This is a genomic window from Paenibacillus marchantiophytorum, assembly GCF_014640555.1.
GTDB classification, from domain to species: domain Bacteria; phylum Bacillota; class Bacilli; order Paenibacillales; family NBRC-103111; genus Paenibacillus_E; species Paenibacillus_E marchantiophytorum.
The window spans coordinates 1-24,976 of sequence record NZ_BMHE01000039.1 but is presented as its reverse complement, the minus strand read 5'-3'; the positions used below and the strand labels follow the sequence as shown (position 1 = coordinate 24,976).

Sequence of the window (24,976 nt, the reverse complement as noted above, 5' to 3'; positions counted from 1 at the left end):
CCGCATCGAAAGCGTAATTCTGTCTCGTGAGAGTGAGGTAGAGGATGAAAGAAGAGAATATGAAGAAGCTTTTAACCGGAAGACCTTTACCCGGAAGACCTTCGCCTGGTAAACCTTTACCTAGTAAGCCTTCGCCCGGTAAACCTTTATCTGGTAAACCTTCACCCGGTAAACCTTTACCCAGTAAGCCTTCCCCCAGTAAACCTAATGTGGTGTTTCTCATTGCGGACGATCATCGTGGTGAAGCCATTGGCGCGTTCGGCGATGAAACGGTGCAGACGCCAGTATTGGATTCGCTGGCTGCCAGCGGGACATCTTGTCGTAACACGCATATATTCGGCGGCCTAAGCGGAGCGGTTTGCGCGCCGAGCAGAGCGTGCGTCCATACGGGCATCCCGATCTTCCGGGCGACGATCGGCAAAGACATGACGAACCGCGAGCATTCGAGCGTTATTCGTCCGGATGTTCGGATCATGCCGCAAACGATGAAAGAGGCTGGATACCTGACACATGCGATCGGCAAATGGCATAACGACAAGGCAAGCTTCGCTCGAAGTTTCGAGGGAGGGGATAAGCTGGCTTTTCGCGGAATGAGCGAGCACACGAAGGTTCCTGTACACGACTATGACGTGACCGGGGCTTATCCGAAGGAGGAGGAATATATCGAACACACCTTCTCAACCGAGTTGTTTACGGACGCTGCTATCAACTTTATTGAGGACTATCAGGAGGATCGGCCGTTTTTCCTGTATGTAGCTTATACCGCACCGCATGACCCCCGAACCGCGCCAGAGCCGTATGCAAGCATGTACGACAAATCCGGCATTCCGCTGCCTCCGAACTTTGTGCGGGAGCATCCATTCGATACCGGCGATATGACGGTTAGGGACGAGAAGCTTGCTGGATGGCCGAGGGACGAAGACGAAATTCGTGGGCATATGGCCGATTACTATGCGATGATAAGCCATTTGGACGCGCAAATCGGTAGAGTCATCGAAGCGCTGAAGGCTAAGGGCCTCTATGACGATACGCTTATCGTATATACCGCTGATCATGGCTTGGCCGTCGGGCAGCACGGACTCATGGGCAAACAAAACCTTTACGAGCACAGCGTGCGCATACCGCTAATCTTCCGGGGGCCAGGCGTGCCGGTGGGCAAGCAGGAGCTTGCGCTGGCCAGCAATATCGATATTTTTCCTACCGTTGCCGGGTTATGCGGCGTCGACCTGCCGGAGGAAACGGAAGGCATAAGCCTATGCCCCATTTTTGCAGGGGAAATTGATGGCGTTCGCGCTATCGTCGGCTCGGTTTATCGAGATGTCCAGCGGATGGTCACAGACGGAAGATGGAAGCTGATCCGTTATTATCGCTCGCCAGAAACGAACACAGGAACAGAACGAATCCAGTTGTTCGATCTGCGAAGGGATCCTTGGGAAATGCAAGATTTGTCGGCAGCGCCGGCAAATGCCGGGATCATCGAGCGGCTTGCTTCCGAGTTGGCTTCCTGGATGCAAGCCAGCGGCGATATCATGCAGGATAAGCCGGTGATTCCTGTAAAATCCTTGGCTTGAGCGGAGGTCAGAATGCATAAAAAGTCGCGGAAATCGCGACTTTTTGTTTTCATACTGCATTTGGAGTGGGAGAGGAGTTCCCCGGCTGTCTCACGCGGAGCTATTCGGCAGCATTGCGTAAAGCTGCCCAGTTGCCTTGCGCGAGAGGGAACTAGCTGCCTTGCGCAGAGCAACCCAGCTGCCTTGCGCGAGAGGGAACTAGCTGCCTTGCACAGAGCAACCCATCCGTCTCGCGCGAGAGGGAACTACAGGGCGCTATTCCAGTCAAAAGTGTCGATATTGCGAGGTTGAGGGAACTATAGTACGCTATTTTGCTGGTTGGTGGGAAATTCAGCGCTTTTGGTGGAAATAAAGCCCTGTAGTTCCGCTAACCCTCTAGCATCTCTGCTTTTTGCCTAAATAGCGTCCCACAGTTCCCTTTATAGAGAGAATAAGGCAGCTGAACGTGCATATTACAAAATGTCCCACATTGGCAGAATAGGAATTTCTAGTTTGCCTATTTTATGAAGAGGTGAATGGAAACATGCAAACGATTGAACTAAATAAAGAATGGTTTCGGGGGGCCGTTTCCATAGAAACGACGGATACTGGGCTCCGGCCATGGCGATTGCCTCATGATCAGCTCAGCCTATTTGCCTCTAAATTGGTGGAGAAGGCAGGGGAAACAGCGGGAGTTAGAGTTGCTTTTATAAGCGATTCTACTTCAGTGGAGCTGCATGTCGCTAGAATGGATAAAGATATACGTTTGGCCATCGTGATTGAAGATGAATTAGTCGAAACAAAGACTCTCCTTGCAAGAGAAGGAATTTGTTTATTTACAAATTTGCCAGGCAGCATGAAGCGGATTGACATTTATTTGTCACAAGAAGCTGCCGTCATTGTGAAAGCACTGAAAGTAGATGAAGGGGCATCGGCCGCTCCCTTGCCAAACAATCAGCCCCGGTGGGTTGCCTACGGCAGTTCCATTACGCAGTGCAGCTCAGCTGCAAGTCCAGCTCTGACTTGGCCAGCAATCGTAGCACGCAGCAAAGGTTGGGACCTGACCTGTTTGGGATTTGCGGGACAATGCCATTTGGAACCGATGGTTGCTCGCGTCATCCGCGACCTTCCCGCAGACATGATTTCCATGTGCCTCGGCATTAATGTGATGGGAGGCAATAGTTTAAATATCCGGACATTTCGTTCGGCCATTATCGGCATGGTATCGATCATTCGGGAAAAGCATCGCAACACGCCCTTATTTATATTTTCGCCTATTTATTGCCCTCACAGGGAAACGGACGAAAACTTAGTAGGGATGAACTTGGTTACAATGAGGCAAGAAATCCACGAAGCGGTGACTATTTTAACTTCTTACGGGGATTCCAATCTTACATATATCGATGGTCTGGAAATTCTTGGAGAAGCCTATATTGGCATGCTGCCAGACCACCTGCATCCGAATACGGAAGGCAATAAAATGATGGCAAAACATATACTGGATAAATGGATAGGAGCTAAATAGAATGGTTAGAAAAATGTCTGTTCCACCCATGCAGTTGGTCGATTATGATGGCGAGGGTACACAGTTATGCGCGGTTGTGGAGGAAATTGGGACTATCACGTTAAAAAGGGCGCTAATACCCGAGCCTGCTGAAGGCGAAGTAAGGGTAAAGGTGAAATGGGTTGGCATATGCGGCAGTGATGTGGAAGTGTTTCGCGGGGCTCGCGAGCCCGAGTTTGTCTCGTATCCGACACGGCTTGGCCATGAAGTGGCTGGTGTTATTGATAAAGTAGGACCCAATGTCATCGGTCTTAAAGTGGGAGATCCTGTAGCACTTCGCTATATTTGGGGGGCCTTCGCTGAATATGTTTGCTGTACGCCTTTTTCTGTTAAAGTTCTTCCACAGGCGCTTCCTCTCATTGAAGGTTCGCTGATTGAGGTGCTCCCGGGCATTATTCATGCGGCAGAGCTTGGCGATATTTCCCCTCACAAAAATGTGCTGATCACCGGACAAGGCGTCAGCGGCTTGGTGATGACACAAGTAGTTAGCTTGTATAGTCCGCGGAACCTTGTGGTAACGGATTTGTTCGATGAAAAGCTGGAGCTGGCCCGTAAGTACGGCGCGACCCATACCTATAAGATGCCGTCGCCAGATGCGAATACGATGGACATTGTGGGCAAAGATTTCCCGGATGGCTTCGATGTGGTCATTCCCTGCTTGCTGGAGGGTGACGGGATGGTTGATGCGATCGATGCGGCTTCCCAGAATGGGCGAATCGTCATGTACGGGTGCATTGGGACTTGCCATAAGCCGGTCGATTTTTTCAAAATTCATAAGAAGAGGCTCGACATTTTCTCAACGGAACCGAAGCGGGATATCGATAATCGCCATTATTTCGACAAAGGTTTGCAGTTGGTGCTGGATGGACTCGTCAATACGGAGGAAATGATCACGCATGTGGTCCACTTAAGCAACATTGCCGAAGCGTTTAAGCTGCGTAATGAGCATAAAGGCGACACGATTCATGTCATGATTGATTGTGAAACGAACGTATGACGAGGGATCGAAGATCGATGGCTAACTTTACAGGAATGCAGGAAGAACCATGGTCTGGCTGGTGGAGTCAGCTTCAAACGAAAGTGGATCGGATGATGGAACAAATGGGGGATAAATGCCCGCATGCGTCCGTGTCTGGTGTTTATGACGATGTGATCCTAGACTGGTGGACTTCCGGTTTTTGGCCAGGCATGATGTGGATCTTATATGATATGACGGGCAAAGAATCGTATCGCCAGGTTGCATGGTCATGGGATGAGCGGATCGAACAGTGCTTTTTGCGTGAGAATCGGTTTCATCATGATGTAGGGTTTCAATTTTTAAGCACGGCTGTGATTAAATATAAGCTGACGGGTGACGCTGACGCCAGACGCAGAGGGCTGCAGGCTGCGAACCTATTAGCTGGCCGCTTTAACTTGGCTGGAGGATTCTTGCGGGCACAAAATCAGGCAGACCGCCCCGGAGGTTCGATCATCGATACGATGATGAACTTGTCGATCTTGTTTTGGGCATCGCAAGAGTCGGGCGATCCGAGATTTGCTCATATCGCGCGTGCACACGCGGATACGGTGCTGCGGCATACGCTTCGCGAAGACGGTTCTTCGCATCACATTACCGTGTTCGATGCGAATACGGGTGATGTGATGGACTACTTGGGGGGACAAGGATATTCGCCGACCTCTTCTTGGAGCCGGGGGCAGGCTTGGGCTTTGTATGGCATGGCCAATACGTACAAATATACGGGGGACAGCAAATATTTGGACGCCGCAAAGCGTACGGCGAATTATTATCTTAGCTGTCTTCCGGATGATTACGTCGCCTATTGGGATTTCCGTGTGCCGGATGTAACCGTAGAGCCAAGAGATACGTCAGCGGCAAGCATTGGGGCATCCGGTCTTCTGGCAATCGCAGAGCAGCTGCCTTCGGAAGAAGGAAAGGTGTACCGTAAGGCCGCAGAATCCATCATGCACTCGTTGTCGCAAAATTACAGCACGCTGGACCAGCCTGAATTCGAAGGTATTTTGCTTGAAGCTACAGGCAACAAGCCGGTCAATAAGGATGTCAACGTATCACTGATTTACGGTGATTATTACTACTTGGAAGCGATGGCTAAGCTGATGGGCTGGGACAATGATATATTTTAAACAGTGCAAGGAGCGGGTATAGACCATGATGAATCTAGCAAAAGCAAGCGAGCAGAACGAACGCCTCTCCTTATTTGATACGAAGTGGATTATCAAGCAAGCCCAAGCATCGATGAAGGAAAGCCCCATTCCGATTGCGGATGTCAGAGCTGCCAAAAGCGAAGGCGGCCTGCACGATTATTATTCAAACGGTGACTACTGGTGGCCAAATCCCGATACCGCAGACGGACTGCCTTATATACGCCTGGATGGCGAAAGCAATCCTGATAATTTTGACAGCCATCGGCTGTTATTGCGAAGCATGAGAACCCATGTGGCGAACTTGGCCGCTGGGTATTCGGTGACCAGAAACGAGGCTTACGCAGAGAAAGCAGTAAAGTTCTTAAGGGTGTTTTTCCTGGATGAAGCGACGAAGATGAATCCGCATCTCCTCTATGCGCAAGCCATACCCGGTATTTGCGCCGGCAGAGGCATCGGTATTATTGATACCCTGCATTTGATCGATGTGCCGTTTGCTATTGAAACTCTGAAATCGTCATCTTCCATGACCGCCGACATGTATCAGGGACTTCAGAGGTGGTTTGGCGATTATTTAACATGGATGAGCACACACGAGAATGGCATCGAAGAGATGAATGCGCCTAATAACCATGGGGTTTGCTGGTTTGTGCAGGCGGCCGCTTTTGCCTGGTTTACGAATAACGAAGAAATGCTTCGCTTTTGCAGGCAAAGGTACAAAGAATCGCTGCTCCCTGACCAAATGGCCCCAGACGGCAGCTTCCCGCGTGAGTTAGCGCGCACGAAACCTTATGGCTACGCGATTTTCGTGCTGGATAATATGGTGACGCTGTGCCACATTCTTTCGACGCCGGAACATAATTTGTGGAACTTCGAGTTGCCTGATGGTCGTGGAATCCGCAAAGGCCTATCCTATCTGTTCCCATATTTGCAGGATAAGTCCACTTGGCCCTATCCTCCAGACGTAGAGCATTTCGAAGGCTGGCCGGCTAAGGTTTCATCCCTGTTATTTGCCGGGCTGGCGCTTGACAGTAAGGCGTATATGGAGCTGTGGAACAGCCTTGATTCGGACCTTTCGGACATGGAAGTTCGTCGCAACATCGCGATCCGCCAGCCCTTGCTGTGGGAAAGATAGCTGCTGATGGGCTGCCGGGCAAATCGGCAGCCTTTTCTCAACTAAAGGGGCAGAAGAGCATGGTGGTAGCTTGTTTTAAAGTCATACGCAACTATAAATGTATGTAAAGCGTCTAATTATTTGGGATTATTTGTTAGTAAAGGGGAGGTGAGTGGTTTTATATGCTCATGGAAGAAGAAATCATTGGATTTCTGAGAGTAGGCTTACTAGTTGTAATGGTTCCTGTTGTAGTGTTAGTGATTAGATTAATGATTAAATTTAGGAAGCATGGCTATGGGTGGTTTTTAAGTCATTTACTATTGTTTACTATTGGTGCATTAACATGGATAAGAATACTTGAAACTAGGGCTTTTTCAAGTTCAGTATTTAACTCTTTAACTATAGCCGTGATAGGTGTTATGTGGATTATTAGTATGGTCTGTTTCGTTAAAGGTTTGTTGTCTTTGAGTTATTTGAAGAAAAGGGATGTTTAGCAATTATAAGTAAGAGTGATTAACGGGAAATATAGAATTATTATCTTAGGGGGAGGAGCTATGAAGCGAGGAAGACCGAAGTCACTTATAATAGCGGCTATTGGGGCTGTTGTTTGGATATTTAGTGCAGTAACAGGCTTATACATTCAGATAACCTCTATACCATTCCACCCAACATTCGAAGAAGCTATTGAACCTCATAGTCCAGCTCCGTTTTTTACATGTCTGGTAATTTCAGGTATTGGCTTTGTAGTTCTTGTTATATCAGGTATTAAGTATATACTAGACCGTTCTGCGCATCGTTTAGACAAATAATCGTCCCAGTCAAGCTGTATTATATCAAATTCAGGAAGATGTTCGAAAAGGGAAAGTTGGAACTGCACTGCCAAGTAGTCAAACAAAGTAAATGTTATGAATTAGCTGCTTTGAGCGGCCATTGGATAAATCCACTGTTTTGCCTCTACAAGCAGCCAATTCCTTGATTGGGTTGGACAAATCCAATCAAATCTGTAGAAACCGCCCCCCTAGAGGTCCCAAACCCAAATCCCACTGGAATAACTCCAGTGTTACCGTGTTTGGGAGGGGGGCAAGAGAAAAGGCAGATCGCTCCCATAAGGAGCAATCTGCCTAATCCACAGCTAAAACTCTTCATGCCCTATTTACTATCCACGCCAACATAGTTATCTCTCCAGCGAAGCAGCCGATCCTCGAGCTTGCGAACAAGGGAATCTGTCAGCTTGCCCACTAGCGCAAATATGACGATCCCGACGAAGACAACATCGGTTTGGGCGAATTGTCTCGCATCCGAGATCATGTAGCCTACGCCGGAGTTAGCTCCCATCAATTCAGCGACAATGAGGCTCAGCCAAGCCATACCAAGCGAAAGTCGTAGACCAAGCAGAATGTTGGGCATCGCTGAAGGCAAGATCAGCTTGGTAATCTGCTTGAATCGGCTGAATTCCAGTACACGGGTAACCTCGAACAGCTTGGAATCAATGCCTCGTATACCTAGAAAGGTGTTCAGATAGAGAGGGAAAAAGGCGCCTTTTGCAATTAATAAAACTTTCGAAAACTCGCCGAATCCGAACCATAGAATGAATAGAGGCATGATAGCCAAATGCGGAACAGTTCTAATCATTTGTAAAGTTGGGTCCAAGGTGTACTCCGTTTTTCGGAAAAAACCTACAAGCAAGCCTGACAGCAGACCCAGACCGCCGCCAATGACAAAGCCTATAACGGCGCGATACATACTGACAGAAAGGTTATCGAATAAAATACCATCTCTCGTTAAGCCGATGAAGGCTTTGATAATTGCGATGGGAGTAGGAAGCAATTGGGGGGGCACCAGGTGCAGCGATCCAACCAATTGCCAGACGGTTACAATGATGACAGGCAAAATGAGGCCATACACATATTTCTTATAATTCTCGCGAGTTTTCATAAGATGGTCCTCTGAAGTAGTAGTCTACTATTATTCATCTCGAAGTTGTTTGTTAAGATATTCAATAACGGTTTGATGGACGGTAATAACGCCAGACGCCAGACTCTCACGATAGCGCTGCTCGGAGGCTTGGCCAGGATAAGTGATGGACTTGTCTGGATCGAGTGTCGGGATGTTGTTAATCTCGCCCAAAAATCCAGTGATTTGTTCCCGGAAAGATTCCACGGTGTGACCGAAGGCGGTAGGATCGATGAGCTGGATTAACGCGCCTCTGCCTTTTCCGGTGCCTTTGGAGCCAATAGGGACATTAACAAGTGCGCCGCTTAGCATTTCAAATGCCAACGCAAGTCCAAAGCCTTTGTAGCCGCCAAAAGGAGACAAATATTTAACCTCAGCAGGGTTGGTGGTGGGCAACCCTTGTTGATCGACACCCCATGTGTCAGGGATGGACTCCTCATTGTATTTGGCTAAAGTCACATGACCCCAAGCACGCTCGGAAGTGGCCATATCCAGAACAAATAAGGGATCCGTATGCGGGAAAGCTATGCCAATTGGGGTGTTGTTCACGGCAGCTGCTGTTCCTCCCGGGGGAGTCATCACGCTTGTTCCGCCATAAGCGAATACGAGTGTAATCGCACCCTGTTCGGCGCCATACCTGGCAATCGTACCTGAACAATTAAAGCGGGTAATATCGGTTAGCCCAATCGTAATCATTTTACGGTCTGTTAGGAAGGGGATAGCCAGATCAATGGCTTCGCGAGCAACAATATGCCCAATGTCCCGATTACCGATGATATGCATGTAAGCTCCATCGAAAGGACCAACTTGATAAGTGCCTTTGTCCTCGAAGGACTCGACGGCATTTCTGAAGAAGGTAATGCCATGAGAGGAGCGGCCTCTTAGATGGGCTTCCAAATAATCCTCAGTTACGATTTCAGCTTCACGCTTCGTGGCTCCGTGTTTAAGGAGGACTTGTCTGCCAAGCTCTCTCAGCTCCTGAATAGGAAGAGTTACGGTATTCATGATGTAGGGTCACCCTGCCTTATGGATTATTTGTTGTTTTTGATATCTTCCAATGCTTGTTTCATATAAGTGTTATCAACGACTTTGGATGGGTCGACCAGTTTGTTGATCGCTTTTTCATTGAGCAGGAATTGGGCGAGTTCTTGCTGGCCTTTTACGAAATCATCAGAAACCGGTAGAGTCGCGAAGCTGACATTTTTGATGACAGATTTCACAACGTCTGCATTAAGCTTAGTGCCTTCGGAGTAAATTTTCACAGCTTCATCGAAGTTCTTATTTTGCCACTGCAACGTTTTCTCAAGTACTTTTAAGTAGGCTGTAACTAGGTCGGGATGCTCTTCAGCGAATTTGGTGCGGGCCACATGGAAAGCTGGGCTAATGTAGTTAATGTTAGAGCCGTCAGCAAGTACAGTCGCGCCGTCGTTGACCACGGAAGTAGACAGGTAAGGCTCTCCAATGGCCCAAGCATCAACGGAACCGCTGATGAAAGCCGCTTTCGCATCGTCGGCAGTAAGCTGAATGGTTTGAATATCTCCAGGCTTCAAGCCCGCTTTATTGATCAATCGGAACAACATATCGTAGCCGCTGGTTGCTTTGGCAACGGCAATTTTTTTGCCTTTTAATTGTTCAACGCTTTTAATCGGGCTGCCTTTTTGAACGAGCAAGGCATTATTTTTGGAACCTGTGCTGGCAACGGCGATTTCTTTGAATGGGATGTCTGCCATTTGCGCAGTAATAACAGGCGTATTGCCCGTTACAGCCAAATCAAGGCGATTCGTAAGGATGGCATCAAATTGGGGCGGTCCGCCTTGCACCTCGAGCCAGTTCACTTTGGCGTTATGTTTGGCAAACTCCTCTTCGAACCATTTCTTTTGCTGTGCTAGAACTAGCGGGGCCACGGCGTGCTGAACACCGATGTTCACGACAACTTCTTTTTGCGAAGCAGGTGAGCTTGAACTACTAGGGCTTGGCGCAGAGCTGCTGGATGCAGCAGGGCTTGTCTTGCTGCCGCATGCGGACAAAACAAGTAATAAACTTAGTGTCAAAGCAGGAACGGTAATTTTTGATAATTTCATAAGGAATCTCCCTTTCTAATCTTGAAGTAGTTAAAGCTTACTATATCCGAGTAAACAAGTATATTAACTATGTGTTATGATGGTATAACTTCAGGTTATAGCTAAAAGGGGTTTAGATATGAATATTGAGCAACTAGAATATATTGTTAATATTGCAAGGACAGGCTCGATATCTGCAACCGCTGAAATCATGCATGTATCTCAGGCTGGGATTAGTAAATCCTTAGCAAGGCTGGAGAGCGAAATTGGTTTTGAGCTATTTGAACGCACGCGAATAGGAACGATTCCTACTGACCGAGGGAGAATCATCATTGAGAAAGCGAATGAGGCTCTGCTGAAAATCCAAGATGTCAGGGATGCCGTGCTTATGCAGAATGATCACATCGATGGTGAAGTCCGTCTGTCTGTGAGCCCGAATTTCATGGCGGTATTACCGAAGTCTATCGTTTCTTTCAAAAATTACTATCCCTATGTTCGCTTAGAAATAACGGAGAAAGATTCCATAGATATTATCGAGGACATTAAGCAAAACAAAACGGACATGGGTTTGATTTATTTGAATCACGAGCCTAAAGTTACGGAAGATCTGTGGTTGACGAAGATGTTCGAATCGAGGGTTGTCGTATGCGTAAGCAAACATTCATGGCTCGCTTCCAAAAGCAGCGTTACCCGAAAAGATTTGATTACACAACCGTTTGTTAGCATAAACGGCAGCTTTTCAAAGCGTTACATGGAGCAATTCAAAGAGAAATATGGCCCGGTCAACATTATTTTCACATCCAACAATCAAGAGGTGCTGAAGCGAACGATCGCCGAGGGGGCAGCCATAGGCATTTTTATTGAATTTAGTATTAAGAAGGATCCGCTTATAACAAGTGGTGAGATTGTAGCCATTCCTCTAGTGAGTGATGAGAGCAATATCGTAACTTTTGGCTGCGCGCGATCCAAGAAGCAGAATTTCCCGCGAACGCACCAAGTATTTTTGAAATATTTATTAACCGAAATCCATTCGCTCGAAAAATAAAAAAAGATCCGCCTCAAGGGCGAATCGGTAGGGTCTTAAATGGAGTAAGCGGGTTCCATCTCTTCATGTCCGCCTAGTGCATACAGCACGCGTTTGCGATAGTCCATGAAAGAGGTGGACACGCGAGTACGAGGATGCTGGAGCTCAATCGGAATAATTTCCTTAATGGTTCCAGGTTTGGCTTCCATGACGACAATGCGATCAGCCAAAAAGATGGCTTCATCGATATCGTGAGTGACGAGCAGCATCGTCATCCGGTGCTCGCGCCAAATGTCCAGCAGAGCTTCCTGCATATGGTTTCGGGTAAAGGCATCGAGAGCTCCAAAGGGCTCATCCAGTAGAAGAAGCTGGGGCTGATGCATGAGTGCGCGCGCGATCGCCACCCGTTGGGACATTCCGCCTGAAAGCTGTTTGGGGAAAGCCTTCTCGAAGCCGGTCAACTTGACTAATTCAATGACTTTATTTACTTGCTGCCGGACGGCAGGATCTTTTAAAGATAAATTGGCTGCTATATTTTTCTCAACCGTTAACCAGGGGAACAGCCGGTGTTCTTGGAAGATGAATCCTTTTTCGATGCTTGGCTTGGTGACGGGTTGACCGTCTAGGAGGACAGAGCCTTCATATTTGACGTCCAGTCCAGCGGCAATTTTCAACATAGTGCTTTTGCCACAGCCGCTTGGACCAATGATGGCTACAAACTCATCCTGTTGTAATTCCAAATTCACATTGCGCAGTGCTTGGACAGTGCTTTCCTTGGACACAAACGTTTTGTTCACATTCATAAATGTCACATTCGCCATGCTGATTTCACCTCGTGTGTAGGAGCTTGAACAATTGGAGTTATATGAGTTGAAATCTTAATTTAAGAATTGTTGAAAGTCAAGGGAAATCTTTCGATCGGTGATTCTTCGAGTCATGTATAATAGGGTTAAACCAAGGATTGGTTTTTCAGAGCACCCCAATTGAGAGGATGATTCCATTGTTCAAGAAGTTTGCGGCAGATGCATTAGGTTTAAGTGATATCGGGAAAGTAATTAGCCCTAGTGATTTTGATAAGGTAGATTCAGATGATTATGTCATGCATGAGGATGGCGAGAAAATTTTCTTCATTATCAAGTCGAAGAAGGACGAATACTGCTTTACCAACCTTGCCCTCATCCACCTTGATGGAGATAGTGCTATTAGCAGCAAGCGTGTGCTTAAGCGTTTCAGTTACCACACAAATGCAATTTCCAAAGTGTATATGGAAACGGCTGGAACGATCGATCTTGACGTCGAGATCAAGTTCATAATCGGTGAAGTCAACTTCTCGATCGATGTGGACAAGAAACAAATTGAGCAAATCAAAGACTTGTATAAAGCCTTAATTAATATTTCCGAGACGGTAGCACATAATGAGCACTTGTATGATTACGCGAAGCAAAGCGTAGTTATTGCGAAGGAAGCGACAGGTCGAATCACAACGCAAACTACTTCCCCAGTAGCCCAATTCGATGCCATTAACGAATCAGTCTACAATTGGTTGAAGGGCAAGCATTCTGAGTTGAAGATTAAGGATTTTGGATACATATTCGAACGTTATATCAACAACTAAACGGTCATTAGTTTAAATCAGGGAGCAGATTGCCGCGGCAGCTGCTCTTTTTGTCGTTACGAACGGGCAGGATTTCGCAACATTATTTGGCTAATTTCGTCTAATGATGTGGGGATTTCTTCCATTCCGATGAGGTGATAAACATGTGGACAAGAGCAAGAAGGGTCATACTGATTTATTTGTTCGTGTTCGGTACATGGTTCGTGGTTGAGCCTTTGACTGTCCATGCATGCTCTTGCGCTGAACCGCCAAACATAAAAGATCAGTTGAATCAAAAAACCGCAATTTTTAAGGGCAAAGTATTGAGTTTAACCAAACCTGTTATAGGGAAGATTTGGTCTTCCGCAGATCCTGTAAAAGCTCAATTCGAAGTGAAAACGGTATGGAAAGGAGAATTAAGTTCTCAAACGACTGTTTACACAGCATTGAGTTCGGCAAGTTGTGGATATGAGGGATTCGAAGTAAATGAAGAGTATATCGTTTTTGCTTCCGGTGATCCAGAGCGACTTGAAACAGGACTATGTGAAGGAACTATGACTCTTGCATCTGCAGATGAAGAACTTAAAGCATTAGGAGGAGGATATGAACCCTCTAACATAACAATCCCTCAAGCAGATAATCGGTCTGTCATGATCGTTCTATTTCTTGTAATCTCTCTAACTTTGTTTATCTTGCTGGTCATATCAGTAAGAAGGCGACGCCGATGATAGCATCTGTAGAATTAACAAAATGTACTTTAAAAGCTTAACCGCTAAATTTATATTAGTGCATAAAAATAAAGTAACTCCTAACCGGGGAGTGGCTTTTTTATAGAAGAAAAGGTAACCGTAAGTGCTTATTTGTTGAATGGCTGCTGTGAGGGAGGCATAAGCAAGGCAGGAGTGCTTATTGGTCGTACATACGTCTGGAAGACAAGGGATTTCAGCGAATAAGCCCGTTTGGTGGTCTTTTCTTATGAAAAATCGCAAATTTAACAGCAATAAGCACTTCAAGTGAGCCTATTTATCTTCGAGCTCAATATGAAAGAGAACACAGCCGCAAATCAGGCTTTTGAGCATAGAAAGTTTCCGTTATTGATAATAAATGGATTGCATATAAATTCTTTTAAACGTATAATTATTCATTATCTGTGCGGAGGTAGTTGCGATGAAAGTATTTGTAGATGGCCAGTACGGGACGACGGGACTAAAAATACACGAAAGACTTAACCAACGAAACGACGTGGAAGTTCTATCGATTCCAGAGGAGCAAAAGAAGGATTCAGAGATCCGAATAAAGTTAATGAATGAAGCGGATATTGTATTCTTGTGCCTGCCAGACCAGGCTGCTCGTGAGGCCCTAAAACTAATTATTAATCCTAATACCCGGGTTATTGATAGCAGCAGTGCTTTTCGTACCCATGATGCGTGGACCTATGGCTTGCCAGAATTATCGGCTTTACAAAGAGGCAAGATTGCCAATGCAGCTCGTGTGTCAGTGCCAGGTTGCCATGCTACTGCCTTTGTGCTGGCGATTAATCCACTTGTCCAAAGGGGAATCCTTCCACGTGATTATCCGGTTAGTTGCCACTCATTAACGGGTTATAGTGGTGGGGGCAAGGCATTCATTGAACAATATGAGACAGGTCGTTTTAGTGACATAAGCGATAATCGAAGTCATCCACAGCACTATAGTTTAACGCTGGACCATAAGCATTTGCCTGAAATGAAGAAATTTACAGATCTTGAGTTCCAGCCTGCATTTCTTCCGACTGTTTGCGATTATTACAATGGTATGGTGGTGACGGTTCCTTTGGCTACTCGTTTGCTTATTAATCAACCTAGCCTCCAGGAAATTCATGCTGCCCTCACAAATTATTATCAAGAAGAAAGGTTCGTAAGCGTCATCCCGCTTGATGATACCAAGGAAATTTCCCAGTATGCTCTTGATCCGACACTGAGCAACGGAACCAATAATTCTGAGATTCTTGTCCTAGGGAATGACGAACAAGTTCTTGTCGCTTGCAGACTGGATAATCTCGGAAAGGGTTCCTCTGGAGCAGCAATTCAATGCATGAACATCATGTTGGGACTTGATGAGGAATTGGGGCTTATTCTCGAGCCTACAAAGTGAAAAATAGACCCCGATTGGGGTCTTTTTGTACGTGGTAGCCGTTACCACGATCGTTTGCGTTCCAAGGGTTCCGCCGACTCGTGCGGGAGGGAACTACAGTGCGTTATTCTAGAAAAAAGTGGCATTATCGCGAGCGAAAGGGAACTACAGTTCGCTATTTCGCCGTTTCCTGGGAAATTCAGCGCATTTGGTGGAAATAAGGCCCTGTAGTTCCGCTATGACCCTCGCATCCCTGCTATTTGCCTAATTAGCGTACTTGAGTTCCCTTGCTAGGCTTTGTCGCTTGGAAAAGGCTCATCTCCTAAGGGGGGGAGTCGGTTTTTTATACGTGGTAGCCGTTTACCACGATCATTTGCGTTCCAAGGGTTCCGCTGGCTTGTCTTCCCCATATAGCTCGTCCAAATGAGCCATATGAGCCACTCCCCAATCATTCATAGCCTGCAATAAAGGGGCCATTTGTTGGCCGTAGGCCGTAATGGAATATTCAACTTTGGGGGGGATTTGCTGATAGACCTCGCGATGTATAATATCGTGATACTCTAATTCTCTTAATTGTTGAGTGAGCATTTTTTTTGTGATGTCCGGGATCGCTTTTTGCAGTTCGCTAAATCTCATTGTGCCATTTGAAAAAAGGCGAAGCAGGATAACAGGCTTCCATTTCCCAACAAGGATATCTAGCGCTGTTTCAAATTTACAATAAGTAGTCATTAAATTCGCCCCCGTTCCTTTAACTTCCTAAGGTTTATTTTTATATACTATGTTTATTTTAAGTGCCTACTTCCCAAGTAGTTACCCTGCAAAATATTATATACCTAGGCGTTGAAGATGCACAAACAGGGGGCAAACGTTTCATAAACATCGCGTTATGGATTGTGCAAGGGATTTTAGCAATCGTATTTATTTTTTCTGGATGGATGAAGGCGTTCCAGTATGAGAAAGCACAAGCGTCCTGGCCATGGGCGAAGGAAGTTTCGCGAGGGTTGGTTTTCTTTATTGGAATAGCCGAATTGCTCGGGGTGCTTGGATTAATTTTGCCTCAAGCGACGAATATTTCACCTGCTCTGACGCCGATTGCCGCAATCGGGCTGGCCACAATTGTACTTCTGGGAGCCGTATTCCATGCCAAGCGTAAAGAGTATCAAGAAATTGGCGTGAATCTTGTTTTCTTGGTGTTAGTGTTATTTGTAGTAATCGGTTATGAGCTCACTAAGAATGAAATGAGCCCCTGTTGAAGCTATTGCTTTAACAGGGGTTTTTGCTGTTTTATACTCACTTTTCAATTTCATTACTTTTTTGCTGATGGTAAAATATAGCTATCATAATTTCGAAGGTGGACTGAAACGAAATGAAGATGAAGATAGAATATGACAATCTCATTCCAATTAATGCTTATCTTTGGTGTCCTAAACCGTATCTGCAGCCTCTTCATTTTCATTCAAGTTTGGAAATGGGCTATTGCTTGGAAGGCAAAGGGCAATTTGTTTTTGAAAATAAGCAGTATGAGGTTAGCAAAGGTGATGTATTTATTGTCAATAATACGGAACTGCATATAGCACAATCCGCTCAGCATGATCCAAGCCGATATATTTTTGTTAATTTCGACCCTAGTCTCTTCCTGGAAGAAGATGAAAGATTATTGCTGCCATTTGCTTATCGGTCTGAGAGATTTGAGAATCATATAGCAGCTGGGACAGCGCTTGCACAGAAGATAGGAGCATTAATTCAGCAGATTTATGAGGAGCTAAACACGAAAGATGAGGGTTATCTTACGATTTCTCGCTGCAAATTGCTGGAGCTGGGTGTTACACTGCTTCGCCATTACAGGAATACTTTCAGCAAAGAGCAATGGCTAAAAATGTCCAAATCCCAGCGTGAGATCAAAGAGATGATGCTATTTGTCAAAGAAAAGTATCTGGAGCCCCTACAGCTTACAGATGTTGCCGCTCATCTAGGCTGGAGCAGTGCGCGGACAAGCCGCTTGTTCAAGGAGCATACAGGGAGCAGCTTTTTGAATTATATGACACAGCTGCGCATTAGCGAAGCCAGGAAACAACTTGTCACTAACCTTGATAGTATCGCGGACATTAGTTTTTCCAGCGGGTTTCAGAGCTTGGCGTCCTTCTATCGAGCATTTAGTTTGGTCGTCGGAATGTCGCCTCAAGAATATCGCAAACAATTTGGCGTTAATCAATTATTTTGAGAAGTCGGAAGGAAATTGAGAGGATTGGAAGAGGCCAAACCATTATAATGAGCTTAAATTCTTTCAAAAAAGGTGGAATCACGATGGCTGGCTGGGAAAAATTAAAGGAACTTGTCAATTTAGAAATCGTTCAAAGGGGAGAAGAAGGCTGTGATGTAAGTGGATTTCAAGCGAAGTGGATTAAGGCTGGAGATGACGAAGCGAAGTTGATGGCCGTTTATCAGCAGTTGATGGAACTTGAGATTGGTGCGGATTTTAAGTTTATTGAGCCATCTGATTTGCCTGGTATTCTTGCTATGCGCCCGGAAGGACCTAGAAGAATAACTGTGGACAAGTCAGAGGCAGAATGGCTAAATCAATTTCAGGGTGCGTGGCTCGGCCGAAGTATTGGATGTGCATTGGGTAAACCGCTTGAGCAGGGACAATTTATGGGGGGAAGCGGCGGGAGAGCTGGCTGGAAGAATATTGAGCTGTGGTTTAAAGGAGCAGATGCTTGGCCAATTAGTGGATATACCCCAGGGAGTTCACGGGCGTCTGCTGAGTATGGATTGGAACTAAGTCACTGGTGTCATAAAAGCTTCAAGGAAAACATTCAGTTTATGGAATCAGACGATGATATACGTTATACCGTGTTAGGCTTGATTCTTTTAGAGGAAAAAGGATTGGATTTTGATTCTTGGGATATTGGCAAATTGTGGCATATGCACCTCAGCTACCAGCAAGTATGTACAGCAGAAACACAATCATATTTGAATTTTGCTCAGGTGACATCACATATGAATGATAGCAAACCGGAGGACTGGGCGCAGAAGATTGAATGGGTGCGAACATGGTTTAACCCGTATCGCGAGTGGATTGGCGCACAAATCAGAGCGGATAGCTTTGCTTACGGCGCAGCGGGGAATCCAGAGCTGGCGGCAGAATTAGCTTGGCGGGATGCTTCCTTTTCGCATGTAAAGAACGGTATTTATGGGGAAATGTTTGTGGCAGCAATGATTGCAGCTGCTTTTAATGAAACCGATAATGAACGTATTGTGGAAATCGGGCTTAGTGAAATCCCTAGAGACAGCCGACTGGCTCACGATATTCGAAAAGCTGTAGAAATTGCACGCGATGCTGTAGATCAATTGGATCTTGTTGATCGTATATGGGAAGCGTTCAAGCAATATCATTCTGTCCATACGAACAATAACGCAGCATTAGTTGCGGCTTCGCTCATCTTTGCGAAGGACGATTTTGAGCTGGCTGTTACGACAGCGGTTTTAGGCGGTTGGGATACAGATTGCAACGGAGCTACGGTTGGATCGATAATGGGGGCGAAGCTAGGTGCAGATAAGCTTCCGGCTCAATGGGTCGAGCCGCTTAATGATAAACTATACGCAGAAGTGAGAGGATTCCATCCCATAGCTATTTCGGATTGCGCCAAACGCAGCTATGAGGTGTTTAAGAAGATATCTGCTGAAAGTGGGCGGAAATAAGCTTATTTAGCTTGCTTATGTATCTCCCAGCACACAATTGTAGAGAACCTAGCCGCGGCAGCAGGCTAGGTCTTTTTACTTTAGCTGCCTCGTGTGAAAGGAGGAAACTATTTGGGTGAGCGAAGCTTACCCCTTATTGGCGTCCACCGCAGCTTTCTTTGCTACGGCGGTTTTCGGTCTCAAAGGGCAGCTAATGAACGGTATGATGCTTATAGACCGGAAAATGGCTACTTTGGAGATTTAATGAACGGAGTTGGCGCTATCCGGCACTTTATTGGTCGAATGGTGATCATTTACTTGAAATAGCGCATCTGAAGTTCAATAGATTTTCAGAATGAGCGATTTTGATCGAATAAAAGGTATAGAGTTCGTTAGGGGCTTGGGCTTGCCTCAGCCTGTTTATAAAATCACGAAAATATAAGACATAATATCATTGCTGCTTCCGTAGGGGATCCCGTATATTAGGCTGAAATAGCGTAAAGGTTCAGTAGGAAGTAAGAATGCCTTTACATGCAGCTATTCATTTGGATGCAGGGAGTGATGTGTAGTCCACATAGGTGGCGACATTTTTAAGAGCGCTTTAAGGTGATTGCAGTTGGGAAATCAAGCGTAATCCGTAAGGCAAAATCGCACGTACATCGCGCATTTGTTCAAGATGGTAACGGTCTATGCTGATAAGCCGGGAGAGCCTTACGCCATCTATAAGATTACACCGGACCTCACAGATGCGCAGATTGCAAGCGGGGATATCCCTGCTGCCAATAAAAAATACGAACAGTATGAAGTTGAAGCAAGTGGCGGAGACGTTTATCAATGCCATCGATGATAGCGGCCTGAAAACCAGTATGCTTGCGAATTTGAATGAGAATAAATTGGTTTCCGACACGGAAGAACTCCTCTTTGACCTTAATTTGAATACGTATTTTATTAACACACCCTAAGTGGTGGCTGCAACAGGGACTTTGAATAACAACAGCTATGAGCTTGGGCCTGTTACGATGAGTGCAAGTCTGCCGAAAGGAACAATGTCAGTGGCATCACTGGATGACCAGCCGCTGGATGCGAGCAACAGAATGCTGCTTATCTATACGACAGATTCTTTAAAAAGCTATTTTATGGCCGTGTGGTTACTCTTCATGAAAGCAGACAAAGTGCCGTGGTCCGGCTGAAGCCTACCAATTAACCACATCAGTTCATTATTTCTTTTCGTCTCGGTTTCCATCTTGCGAGATGAACGGATGCCGTTCATATAACAGTAAAGATAGAGCTTGAGAAGTTCTTCCCGGCGGTAAAGGTTTTTGCCCCGCTTTGGTGCCTGAATACACCTGAAACCCCAATTCTTCCAGGGCTACCAATGAATTTCGATTTTAATTTAAGATGGAAGACTAAAAAGAGTAGCTAAGAAATTAGCCATCACAGACAACAAATTACAGAATAAAATGGAAACTTTTTACTATTTCCTTCGTCTAATGAGTATATACACTTTAAAAGATGGTTACAAAAAATATTTACAAATAAAGTAAAATGTTATATTGTTTTATATTTAAATAAAATATTCTCATTGAAGGTAAAAAATGTATAAAAAATTCATTTGTACTCTATCTGTTTTATTTGTTTTACTAGTTACATTCATACCCAGTGCTGCATTAGCAAGTAGTACCACATTATCGGTTTATGATGTAACAGCTAATAGTCTAAGCGTTAGAATAGGCCCTGGAACTACTTATTCTACAATTGCTACCATAAGTAAAGGAGCTGATGTAATTGAGTATTGTAACTATGGGTCCCCAGCAGATTGTAGAGTTACTCAGAACAGTCCACGATACGACATGTTGAAGGCCTACTATCCAGTTTCAAGCATAGGACAATATTCAACAAGCGCAGTTGGGTGGATTGCTGAAGCTGATGGTACGAGTGGCTCGATGGTTAGTTATTTAAACCATGCTTTCGGGGGAGTCGTCCAAAAGAGTGGTGGTACACCAAGAGCATATAGCAGTACCTGCCCATCATTTTCAGGGCCAAATCAAGCACATTGGCCAAATGGAACTAGCATTCCAGGAGACCGTGCAGATTGGATTTCAGATGGTGGTGTTGAAGCGCAAATGTGTAACGTTAATGCATGGCGTATGGGAGACCCGGAGCATCCGTATGACGCTTCGTACGGGTACCCACTTAACGGATGGCATTTAAATTCATACTAGGAAATTATCAGGAGGGTGAAATGATGAATAAAAAATTAATTTTGATTCCTTTGAGTGCTTTAATATTAGGGGCAATTACTTGGCAAACCCTGCCTTCAGCCAAAGCAAATGCTAATGAAATTGCTAGGGATTCTGTAAATGCATCAAATGCAGTTCTTGGTGTAGGTATTGAACATGTTAAAATAACCTCTGAGAATAATAAAGTTGCACACTTCTATAGGGATACGGTTAATTTAGAAGAAAAGTCTGAAAATTATAAGCCTGATGGTACATTAGAAAACAAAGTAATCGTAACTGAATCAGGAAAAAGAGTCATATCGATTGGAAATAATAATGGGAAATTAGAATCGTTCACATGGTTACTTCCAGAGAACATAGCAAATGAGAACAAAGAATTAATCAGCAAATCATTACTTAAAGAGATAAAAGCTGAACTATCATTTAAAAAATGGATTGATGATAGTGGCCAATTTATTAATGATCAAAATACTAAAAAGATTAAATCTGTAGAAGGAAGTAAAATTACTAAAGTTAGTATTGATGCTAACACCGATCTTCCTATTAAAAAAGAGATGTTCGAAGTTGTTGGTGGTAAAGAAATTTTAGTATCAACAGAAGAATACACAATAGAAAAAAATGATTTAAAAGCTTCAATTTTTAATGTTGATAAAACTAACATCAAGGAAATATCTGCACCTGTAGATAAAGAAAATACTCAAAAAGGTAATTAAATACAGTGGATGGAAATCTGTATCAATCGCTATGATAACCGAGTTTTCATCCCGTTGAATTTGAATATTCGGTTCATTCGTAAACATGCGAATGGGCCGATTTTCGTTATCAACTGTCACTGGCAATTACAAATAATTCATTATTATCCAATTAGTTATATAATTTTAGAGCAATTCTTCAGGCGTTGAATCTCTATGCATCGATTATCTATGCGTTAGTATAAAAGAAAACGATAGTGAAGGAGTTTGCCTCGCGCATCTCTTTTTTGTTCATTCAGCTAAATATGCTGTTAGGGCTAAGAAATAGCCTTTGTCAAAAAAGGAGCGCCTCGGTATGATCGATTTGTCGACGAAAACTAGCACGCTCCGTGTGGAGCAGGTTGCGCCTTGAAAGCTCAAGAAACACGTGTTACCTGGGAAGGCAACCAGGATAAAATCTAACCAGCAGTTCTGCACCGATTGACGTTGATAAGGCTTTGCAGGAAAAGAAAAATGGCGGTAATGTGCAGTTTATCGCGCCACCTGTTGGGAAAAATGGGCAATCGGGGATTCAGGATGCTTCGATTTCAACGAAATACGTAATTATTCCCAAGCAAGCTAAAAACAAGCTGGGTGCAGCCCAATATCTGAACTTTTTGTACAAGCCAGAAACCGATATTCTGATCAACTATGGCATTAAGGGCGAAGATTACACAGAAGTGAATGGGGCATATACGCAGACCAAGGAGCAGAGCGATAAAATTAGCTGGCGTTCGATGTATGGTTTAGGCGATACCGATTTTGGTATTAATGCAAGACTTAAAGCCAAAAGTTTGTTGCCTTATTACGAGCCTCATCTGGCATTCAAAAAATCGCGTGAGGAAACGAATTTCGCGCCATCCATTGAAGCGTACGGTTCCAAGTTCGCGGAATTACGTAATTACGTTGAAGAAACCTCGATGAAATTTATTATGGGTAAACGAGATTTGTCTGAGTTCGACAAATTCACACAGGAGTTTGATGCTAAGGGCGGCAAGGCCGCGATGGATGCGGTGAACGAGTGGTATTCGAAGAAATGATTGTTTGATTCTAACGTAGATAATGAAAAGACCGGGACTCCCTGGGGTTTCGGTTTTTTTGTCTGGAGTTTTTATTTGAATTTAATGGTATAATGTACCAAATTATATAAATCCATTTGTGGTTAAGTCAAAGAATAACTTTTAATTGAAGTAACGAAAATAGTAGGAGGACAAGGTCAAATGAAGATTACAACAAACATTACGAGGTCTGATTACTGGGATTATAACAAGTACGCTTTATTCAATATACCTAAACTAAGAAACAGATTTATGATAAGCAATATATCGGTACCAGTCGTCCTAACTATTCTATTGTTGTTATTTAAACTTCCATTCGTTTTCTCTTTATGCTGGGGGATCTTTGGAGGAGGGCTTGCATGTGTATTCTCCTATTTAAATATGAAAAAAAGAGTGATGAGCTATCCAGATAGTAAAGAAGGAATACTAGGAGAGCGTACAGTTGAAATAAACGAAATAGGCATACATCAACTAAATTCAGTAAGCCAAAGCAGTTATAAATGGAGCGGAGTCAGAAGTGTAGAACAAGATGAGAAGTATATTTTTATTTTTGTTGATTCGATTATGGCGTATATCATACCAAAGAGATCATTTGGTAGTGAGGGAGAAAGTTTAGAATTTTTCCGTCAAGCTCAAAGATATTTAGATAATTGCTCCTCATAGATAGTTAAATTAAAAGTGTTTGGCAACGTATTGAGAATGAATGTGATTTATGGGACTTAAATATATTTATTGAAAACTGAGGGGGAGAGTTCACTTTGAAAAAGCTGCTAGTATGTATGTCCTTATTTGCTTTAGCGGCTTGTGAGTCGAAACCTGCTGTTCCAACGGTTCAGCTGACTCCGATAGTCACACAGTCCCCATCAAGCTCTAAGCTTGATGGTACTCCTTCTCCAAATCCTGAACCGTCTGCGACTCCTGCAACTTCTGCAACTTTTGTAACTCCCGGCTTTAAGTCTACTGACATTAAAATGTCCAAGCCCGAGTTAGAAGTCAGGAAGTCTTTGCTCGAACAGTTTACTAAGTTAGCCCAAGAAAAGCTCAAAGATGCTCACTTTAAGATGGGCACCCCCAAATTAGCCGTTGATGCTCCACACCCGATCATAGGGGGGAAGCCTTACTACTCATACAGCATCCCTCTTTCAATAACTTCGGACACTGGAGAAGTAGCATCCTTAGAGTACGATATTCTCGTTGAAGAAGATTCGTTAAAACTCTACCAACCTAATTATAAAGATGGGGAGAATGTAAACCTTGGAAAGCCAGTAACGAAGGATTACATCCTAAACATAAAAGAAAATGCGCAGGAAACCATAGATGATCGCATGAGGATTATCAATACTCAGAGTGACGTATACGCTATCTCAAGCAACGGTCTAAAATTAGCTTACTATAAGAACAACCAAGGCGTGACGATCCTAAATGGGGTAACTTCTAAAGAAGAGACCTTCATGGAGTACGATATGGTAGGTCAACTCGCTTGGTCATCAGACGCCCAGAAACTCTACATCGACACAGGAACGTCACCTTCTCGTACTAGTACCATCCTTGTTTGGGATAAAGTCGGCATGAAGAAGTACGATATGCACAATTATGCACGGTTAAAGTTCTCACCTGACGGTACCAAGATAGTAGGGATAGAAATAACTGACAAACACAATAAAGCCAAGTATGACCTTACGTTAGAAAGCGACAATTGTTCCGATGTCGTTGTCCTTGATTTGCTTACGGGTCAGAAAACAATAGTAATCGAGCAAAAACCTGAAGATAAATATGATTACTATATTAAGTTTTGGAAGGATAATAGAACCTTGATTCTGACGAAGAGTCTTATCGCAATGAACTCGCCAGAAGAAGAGATAATTGTCCCCATCGATAAGAGTGACCAGAAATGATAACGGGGGCATGGTAGTGGAAGAAGGAGCTATTTATGATAATCCAGCACTACTAACAAATTTTATTAATTTCGGTAGTTAAATTTCATCTGGCTTTAATGTAGTTCAAGTATAATGAACTCAAACTTCGCAGCTTGAAATGGGCAAGTAAGCCTTAAGATAACTGGGCAAACCGGCGATCCATTGTTGGAGTTGACTTTTAATCAATTTTGAGAGCTTTTTACTTGCCTGTGTGGCTACTTC

Annotated in this window: 28 protein-coding genes; 22 read left to right on the top strand and 6 right to left on the bottom strand. The window is 44.4% G+C overall.

Annotated features, from left to right (window positions below):
* The first annotated feature begins 44 nt into the window (after window positions 1-44).
* From IEY34_RS26760 to IEY34_RS26730, 7 genes are all read left to right on the top strand, one after another.
* On the top strand, window positions 45-1,571 hold the full coding sequence (locus tag IEY34_RS26760; RefSeq protein WP_229757856.1) for a sulfatase family protein: 1,527 nt from the start codon (window positions 45-47) through the stop codon (window positions 1,569-1,571).
* Window positions 1,572-2,094: 523 nt separating this feature from the next.
* Window positions 2,095-3,075, top strand: a complete 981-nt coding sequence (locus IEY34_RS26755; protein WP_189017579.1) for an SGNH/GDSL hydrolase family protein — start codon at window positions 2,095-2,097, stop codon at window positions 3,073-3,075.
* Window position 3,076: 1 nt separating this feature from the next.
* Window positions 3,077-4,111, top strand: coding sequence for a zinc-dependent alcohol dehydrogenase (locus IEY34_RS26750; protein ID WP_189017576.1), 1,035 nt, complete (start codon window positions 3,077-3,079; stop codon window positions 4,109-4,111).
* A gap of 17 nt (window positions 4,112-4,128) precedes the next feature.
* On the top strand, window positions 4,129-5,256 hold the full coding sequence (locus tag IEY34_RS26745) for a glycoside hydrolase family 88 protein (RefSeq protein ID WP_189017572.1): 1,128 nt from the start codon (window positions 4,129-4,131) through the stop codon (window positions 5,254-5,256).
* A 25-nt stretch (window positions 5,257-5,281) separates the two neighbouring features.
* Complete coding sequence (locus IEY34_RS26740) at window positions 5,282-6,409, top strand: alginate lyase family protein (RefSeq protein WP_229757855.1); 1,128 nt, start codon at window positions 5,282-5,284, stop codon at window positions 6,407-6,409.
* A gap of 161 nt (window positions 6,410-6,570) precedes the next feature.
* Window positions 6,571-6,882, top strand: coding sequence for a hypothetical protein (locus IEY34_RS26735; RefSeq protein ID WP_189017570.1), 312 nt, complete (start codon window positions 6,571-6,573; stop codon window positions 6,880-6,882).
* Window positions 6,883-6,942: 60 nt separating this feature from the next.
* The gene (locus IEY34_RS26730; RefSeq protein WP_189017567.1) at window positions 6,943-7,197 is read left to right on the top strand and encodes a disulfide oxidoreductase; all 255 of its coding nucleotides are present in this window, start codon (window positions 6,943-6,945) and stop codon (window positions 7,195-7,197) included.
* Window positions 7,198-7,537: 340 nt separating this feature from the next.
* Here IEY34_RS26730 and IEY34_RS26725 read toward each other — a convergent pair whose 3' ends face one another.
* Genes IEY34_RS26725 through IEY34_RS26715 form a run of 3 tightly spaced genes read right to left on the bottom strand, consistent with a single transcriptional unit; the run spans window position 7,538 to window position 10,422 of the window.
* Complete coding sequence (locus IEY34_RS26725) at window positions 7,538-8,323, bottom strand: ABC transporter permease (RefSeq protein ID WP_189017564.1); 786 nt, start codon at window positions 8,321-8,323, stop codon at window positions 7,538-7,540.
* A 30-nt stretch (window positions 8,324-8,353) separates the two neighbouring features.
* Window positions 8,354-9,346, bottom strand: coding sequence for an Ldh family oxidoreductase (locus tag IEY34_RS26720; RefSeq protein ID WP_189017561.1), 993 nt, complete (start codon window positions 9,344-9,346; stop codon window positions 8,354-8,356).
* A gap of 26 nt (window positions 9,347-9,372) precedes the next feature.
* A complete protein-coding gene (locus IEY34_RS26715) occupies window positions 9,373-10,422 on the bottom strand; it encodes an aliphatic sulfonate ABC transporter substrate-binding protein (RefSeq protein ID WP_189017557.1) in 1,050 nt (349 codons plus the stop codon).
* A gap of 118 nt (window positions 10,423-10,540) precedes the next feature.
* On the opposite strand from IEY34_RS26715, the gene IEY34_RS26710 reads away from it, so the two are divergent.
* Window positions 10,541-11,446, top strand: coding sequence for a LysR family transcriptional regulator (locus IEY34_RS26710; RefSeq protein ID WP_189017555.1), 906 nt, complete (start codon window positions 10,541-10,543; stop codon window positions 11,444-11,446).
* A gap of 35 nt (window positions 11,447-11,481) precedes the next feature.
* Here the strand turns inward: IEY34_RS26710 and IEY34_RS26705 are convergent, their stop codons facing one another.
* Window positions 11,482-12,246: an ABC transporter ATP-binding protein gene (locus IEY34_RS26705; protein WP_189017552.1), complete on the bottom strand. Its 765-nt coding sequence runs from the start codon at window positions 12,244-12,246 to the stop codon at window positions 11,482-11,484.
* Between the two features lie 179 nt (window positions 12,247-12,425).
* On the opposite strand from IEY34_RS26705, the gene IEY34_RS26700 reads away from it, so the two are divergent.
* From IEY34_RS26700 to argC, 3 genes are all read left to right on the top strand, one after another.
* Window positions 12,426-13,040: a PH domain-containing protein gene (locus IEY34_RS26700; RefSeq protein ID WP_189017549.1), complete on the top strand. Its 615-nt coding sequence runs from the start codon at window positions 12,426-12,428 to the stop codon at window positions 13,038-13,040.
* A 143-nt stretch (window positions 13,041-13,183) separates the two neighbouring features.
* Window positions 13,184-13,747: a hypothetical protein gene (locus tag IEY34_RS26695; RefSeq protein WP_189017545.1), complete on the top strand. Its 564-nt coding sequence runs from the start codon at window positions 13,184-13,186 to the stop codon at window positions 13,745-13,747.
* A 439-nt stretch (window positions 13,748-14,186) separates the two neighbouring features.
* Window positions 14,187-15,152 (top strand): N-acetyl-gamma-glutamyl-phosphate reductase, encoded by a 966-nt coding sequence (gene argC / locus IEY34_RS26690; RefSeq protein ID WP_189017542.1) that lies wholly within the window; start codon window positions 14,187-14,189, stop codon window positions 15,150-15,152.
* Window positions 15,153-15,500: 348 nt separating this feature from the next.
* Here argC and IEY34_RS26685 read toward each other — a convergent pair whose 3' ends face one another.
* Window positions 15,501-15,860 (bottom strand): winged helix-turn-helix transcriptional regulator, encoded by a 360-nt coding sequence (locus tag IEY34_RS26685; protein ID WP_189017539.1) that lies wholly within the window; start codon window positions 15,858-15,860, stop codon window positions 15,501-15,503.
* A gap of 62 nt (window positions 15,861-15,922) precedes the next feature.
* Between IEY34_RS26685 and IEY34_RS26680 the strand changes: the two genes are divergently transcribed.
* From IEY34_RS26680 to IEY34_RS26660, 6 genes are all read left to right on the top strand, one after another.
* Window positions 15,923-16,384, top strand: a complete 462-nt coding sequence (locus IEY34_RS26680; RefSeq protein ID WP_229757854.1) for a DoxX family protein — start codon at window positions 15,923-15,925, stop codon at window positions 16,382-16,384.
* A gap of 113 nt (window positions 16,385-16,497) precedes the next feature.
* Entirely contained in the window at window positions 16,498-17,352 is an 855-nt protein-coding gene (locus tag IEY34_RS26675; protein ID WP_189017536.1) for an AraC family transcriptional regulator, read from the top strand.
* Window positions 17,353-17,435: 83 nt separating this feature from the next.
* Window positions 17,436-18,830, top strand: coding sequence for an ADP-ribosylglycohydrolase family protein (locus tag IEY34_RS26670; RefSeq protein ID WP_189017533.1), 1,395 nt, complete (start codon window positions 17,436-17,438; stop codon window positions 18,828-18,830).
* A gap of 115 nt (window positions 18,831-18,945) precedes the next feature.
* On the top strand, window positions 18,946-19,074 hold the full coding sequence (locus IEY34_RS37380) for a hypothetical protein (protein WP_268240184.1): 129 nt from the start codon (window positions 18,946-18,948) through the stop codon (window positions 19,072-19,074).
* Window positions 19,075-19,498: 424 nt separating this feature from the next.
* Window positions 19,499-19,771 carry a hypothetical protein gene (locus IEY34_RS26665; RefSeq protein ID WP_189017530.1) on the top strand — a complete coding sequence of 91 codons (273 nt, stop codon included), beginning with the start codon at window positions 19,499-19,501 and terminating at the stop codon, window positions 19,769-19,771.
* Between the two features lie 21 nt (window positions 19,772-19,792).
* Entirely contained in the window at window positions 19,793-19,999 is a 207-nt protein-coding gene (locus tag IEY34_RS26660) for a hypothetical protein (protein WP_189017527.1), read from the top strand.
* On the opposite strand, the gene IEY34_RS26655 is transcribed toward IEY34_RS26660, so the two are convergent.
* Entirely contained in the window at window positions 19,939-20,151 is a 213-nt protein-coding gene (locus IEY34_RS26655) for a transposase (protein WP_505816941.1), read from the bottom strand. The genes IEY34_RS26660 and IEY34_RS26655 overlap by 61 nt on opposite strands.
* 647 nt (window positions 20,152-20,798) lie before the next feature.
* On the opposite strand from IEY34_RS26655, the gene IEY34_RS26650 reads away from it, so the two are divergent.
* The 5 genes from IEY34_RS26650 (at window position 20,799) to IEY34_RS26630 (ending at window position 24,733) form a co-directional block, all read left to right on the top strand.
* Complete coding sequence (locus IEY34_RS26650) at window positions 20,799-21,020, top strand: hypothetical protein (protein ID WP_189017524.1); 222 nt, start codon at window positions 20,799-20,801, stop codon at window positions 21,018-21,020.
* 31 nt (window positions 21,021-21,051) lie between these two features.
* Window positions 21,052-21,762, top strand: a complete 711-nt coding sequence (locus tag IEY34_RS26645; RefSeq protein WP_189017520.1) for a hypothetical protein — start codon at window positions 21,052-21,054, stop codon at window positions 21,760-21,762.
* A 476-nt stretch (window positions 21,763-22,238) separates the two neighbouring features.
* Window positions 22,239-22,820: a type 2 periplasmic-binding domain-containing protein gene (locus IEY34_RS26640; protein ID WP_189017517.1), complete on the top strand. Its 582-nt coding sequence runs from the start codon at window positions 22,239-22,241 to the stop codon at window positions 22,818-22,820.
* 180 nt (window positions 22,821-23,000) lie between these two features.
* On the top strand, window positions 23,001-23,501 hold the full coding sequence (locus IEY34_RS26635; protein WP_189017514.1) for a YcxB family protein: 501 nt from the start codon (window positions 23,001-23,003) through the stop codon (window positions 23,499-23,501).
* 95 nt (window positions 23,502-23,596) lie between these two features.
* Window positions 23,597-24,733, top strand: a complete 1,137-nt coding sequence (locus IEY34_RS26630) for a hypothetical protein (RefSeq protein ID WP_189017511.1) — start codon at window positions 23,597-23,599, stop codon at window positions 24,731-24,733.
* Window positions 24,734-24,976 lie beyond the last annotated feature (243 nt).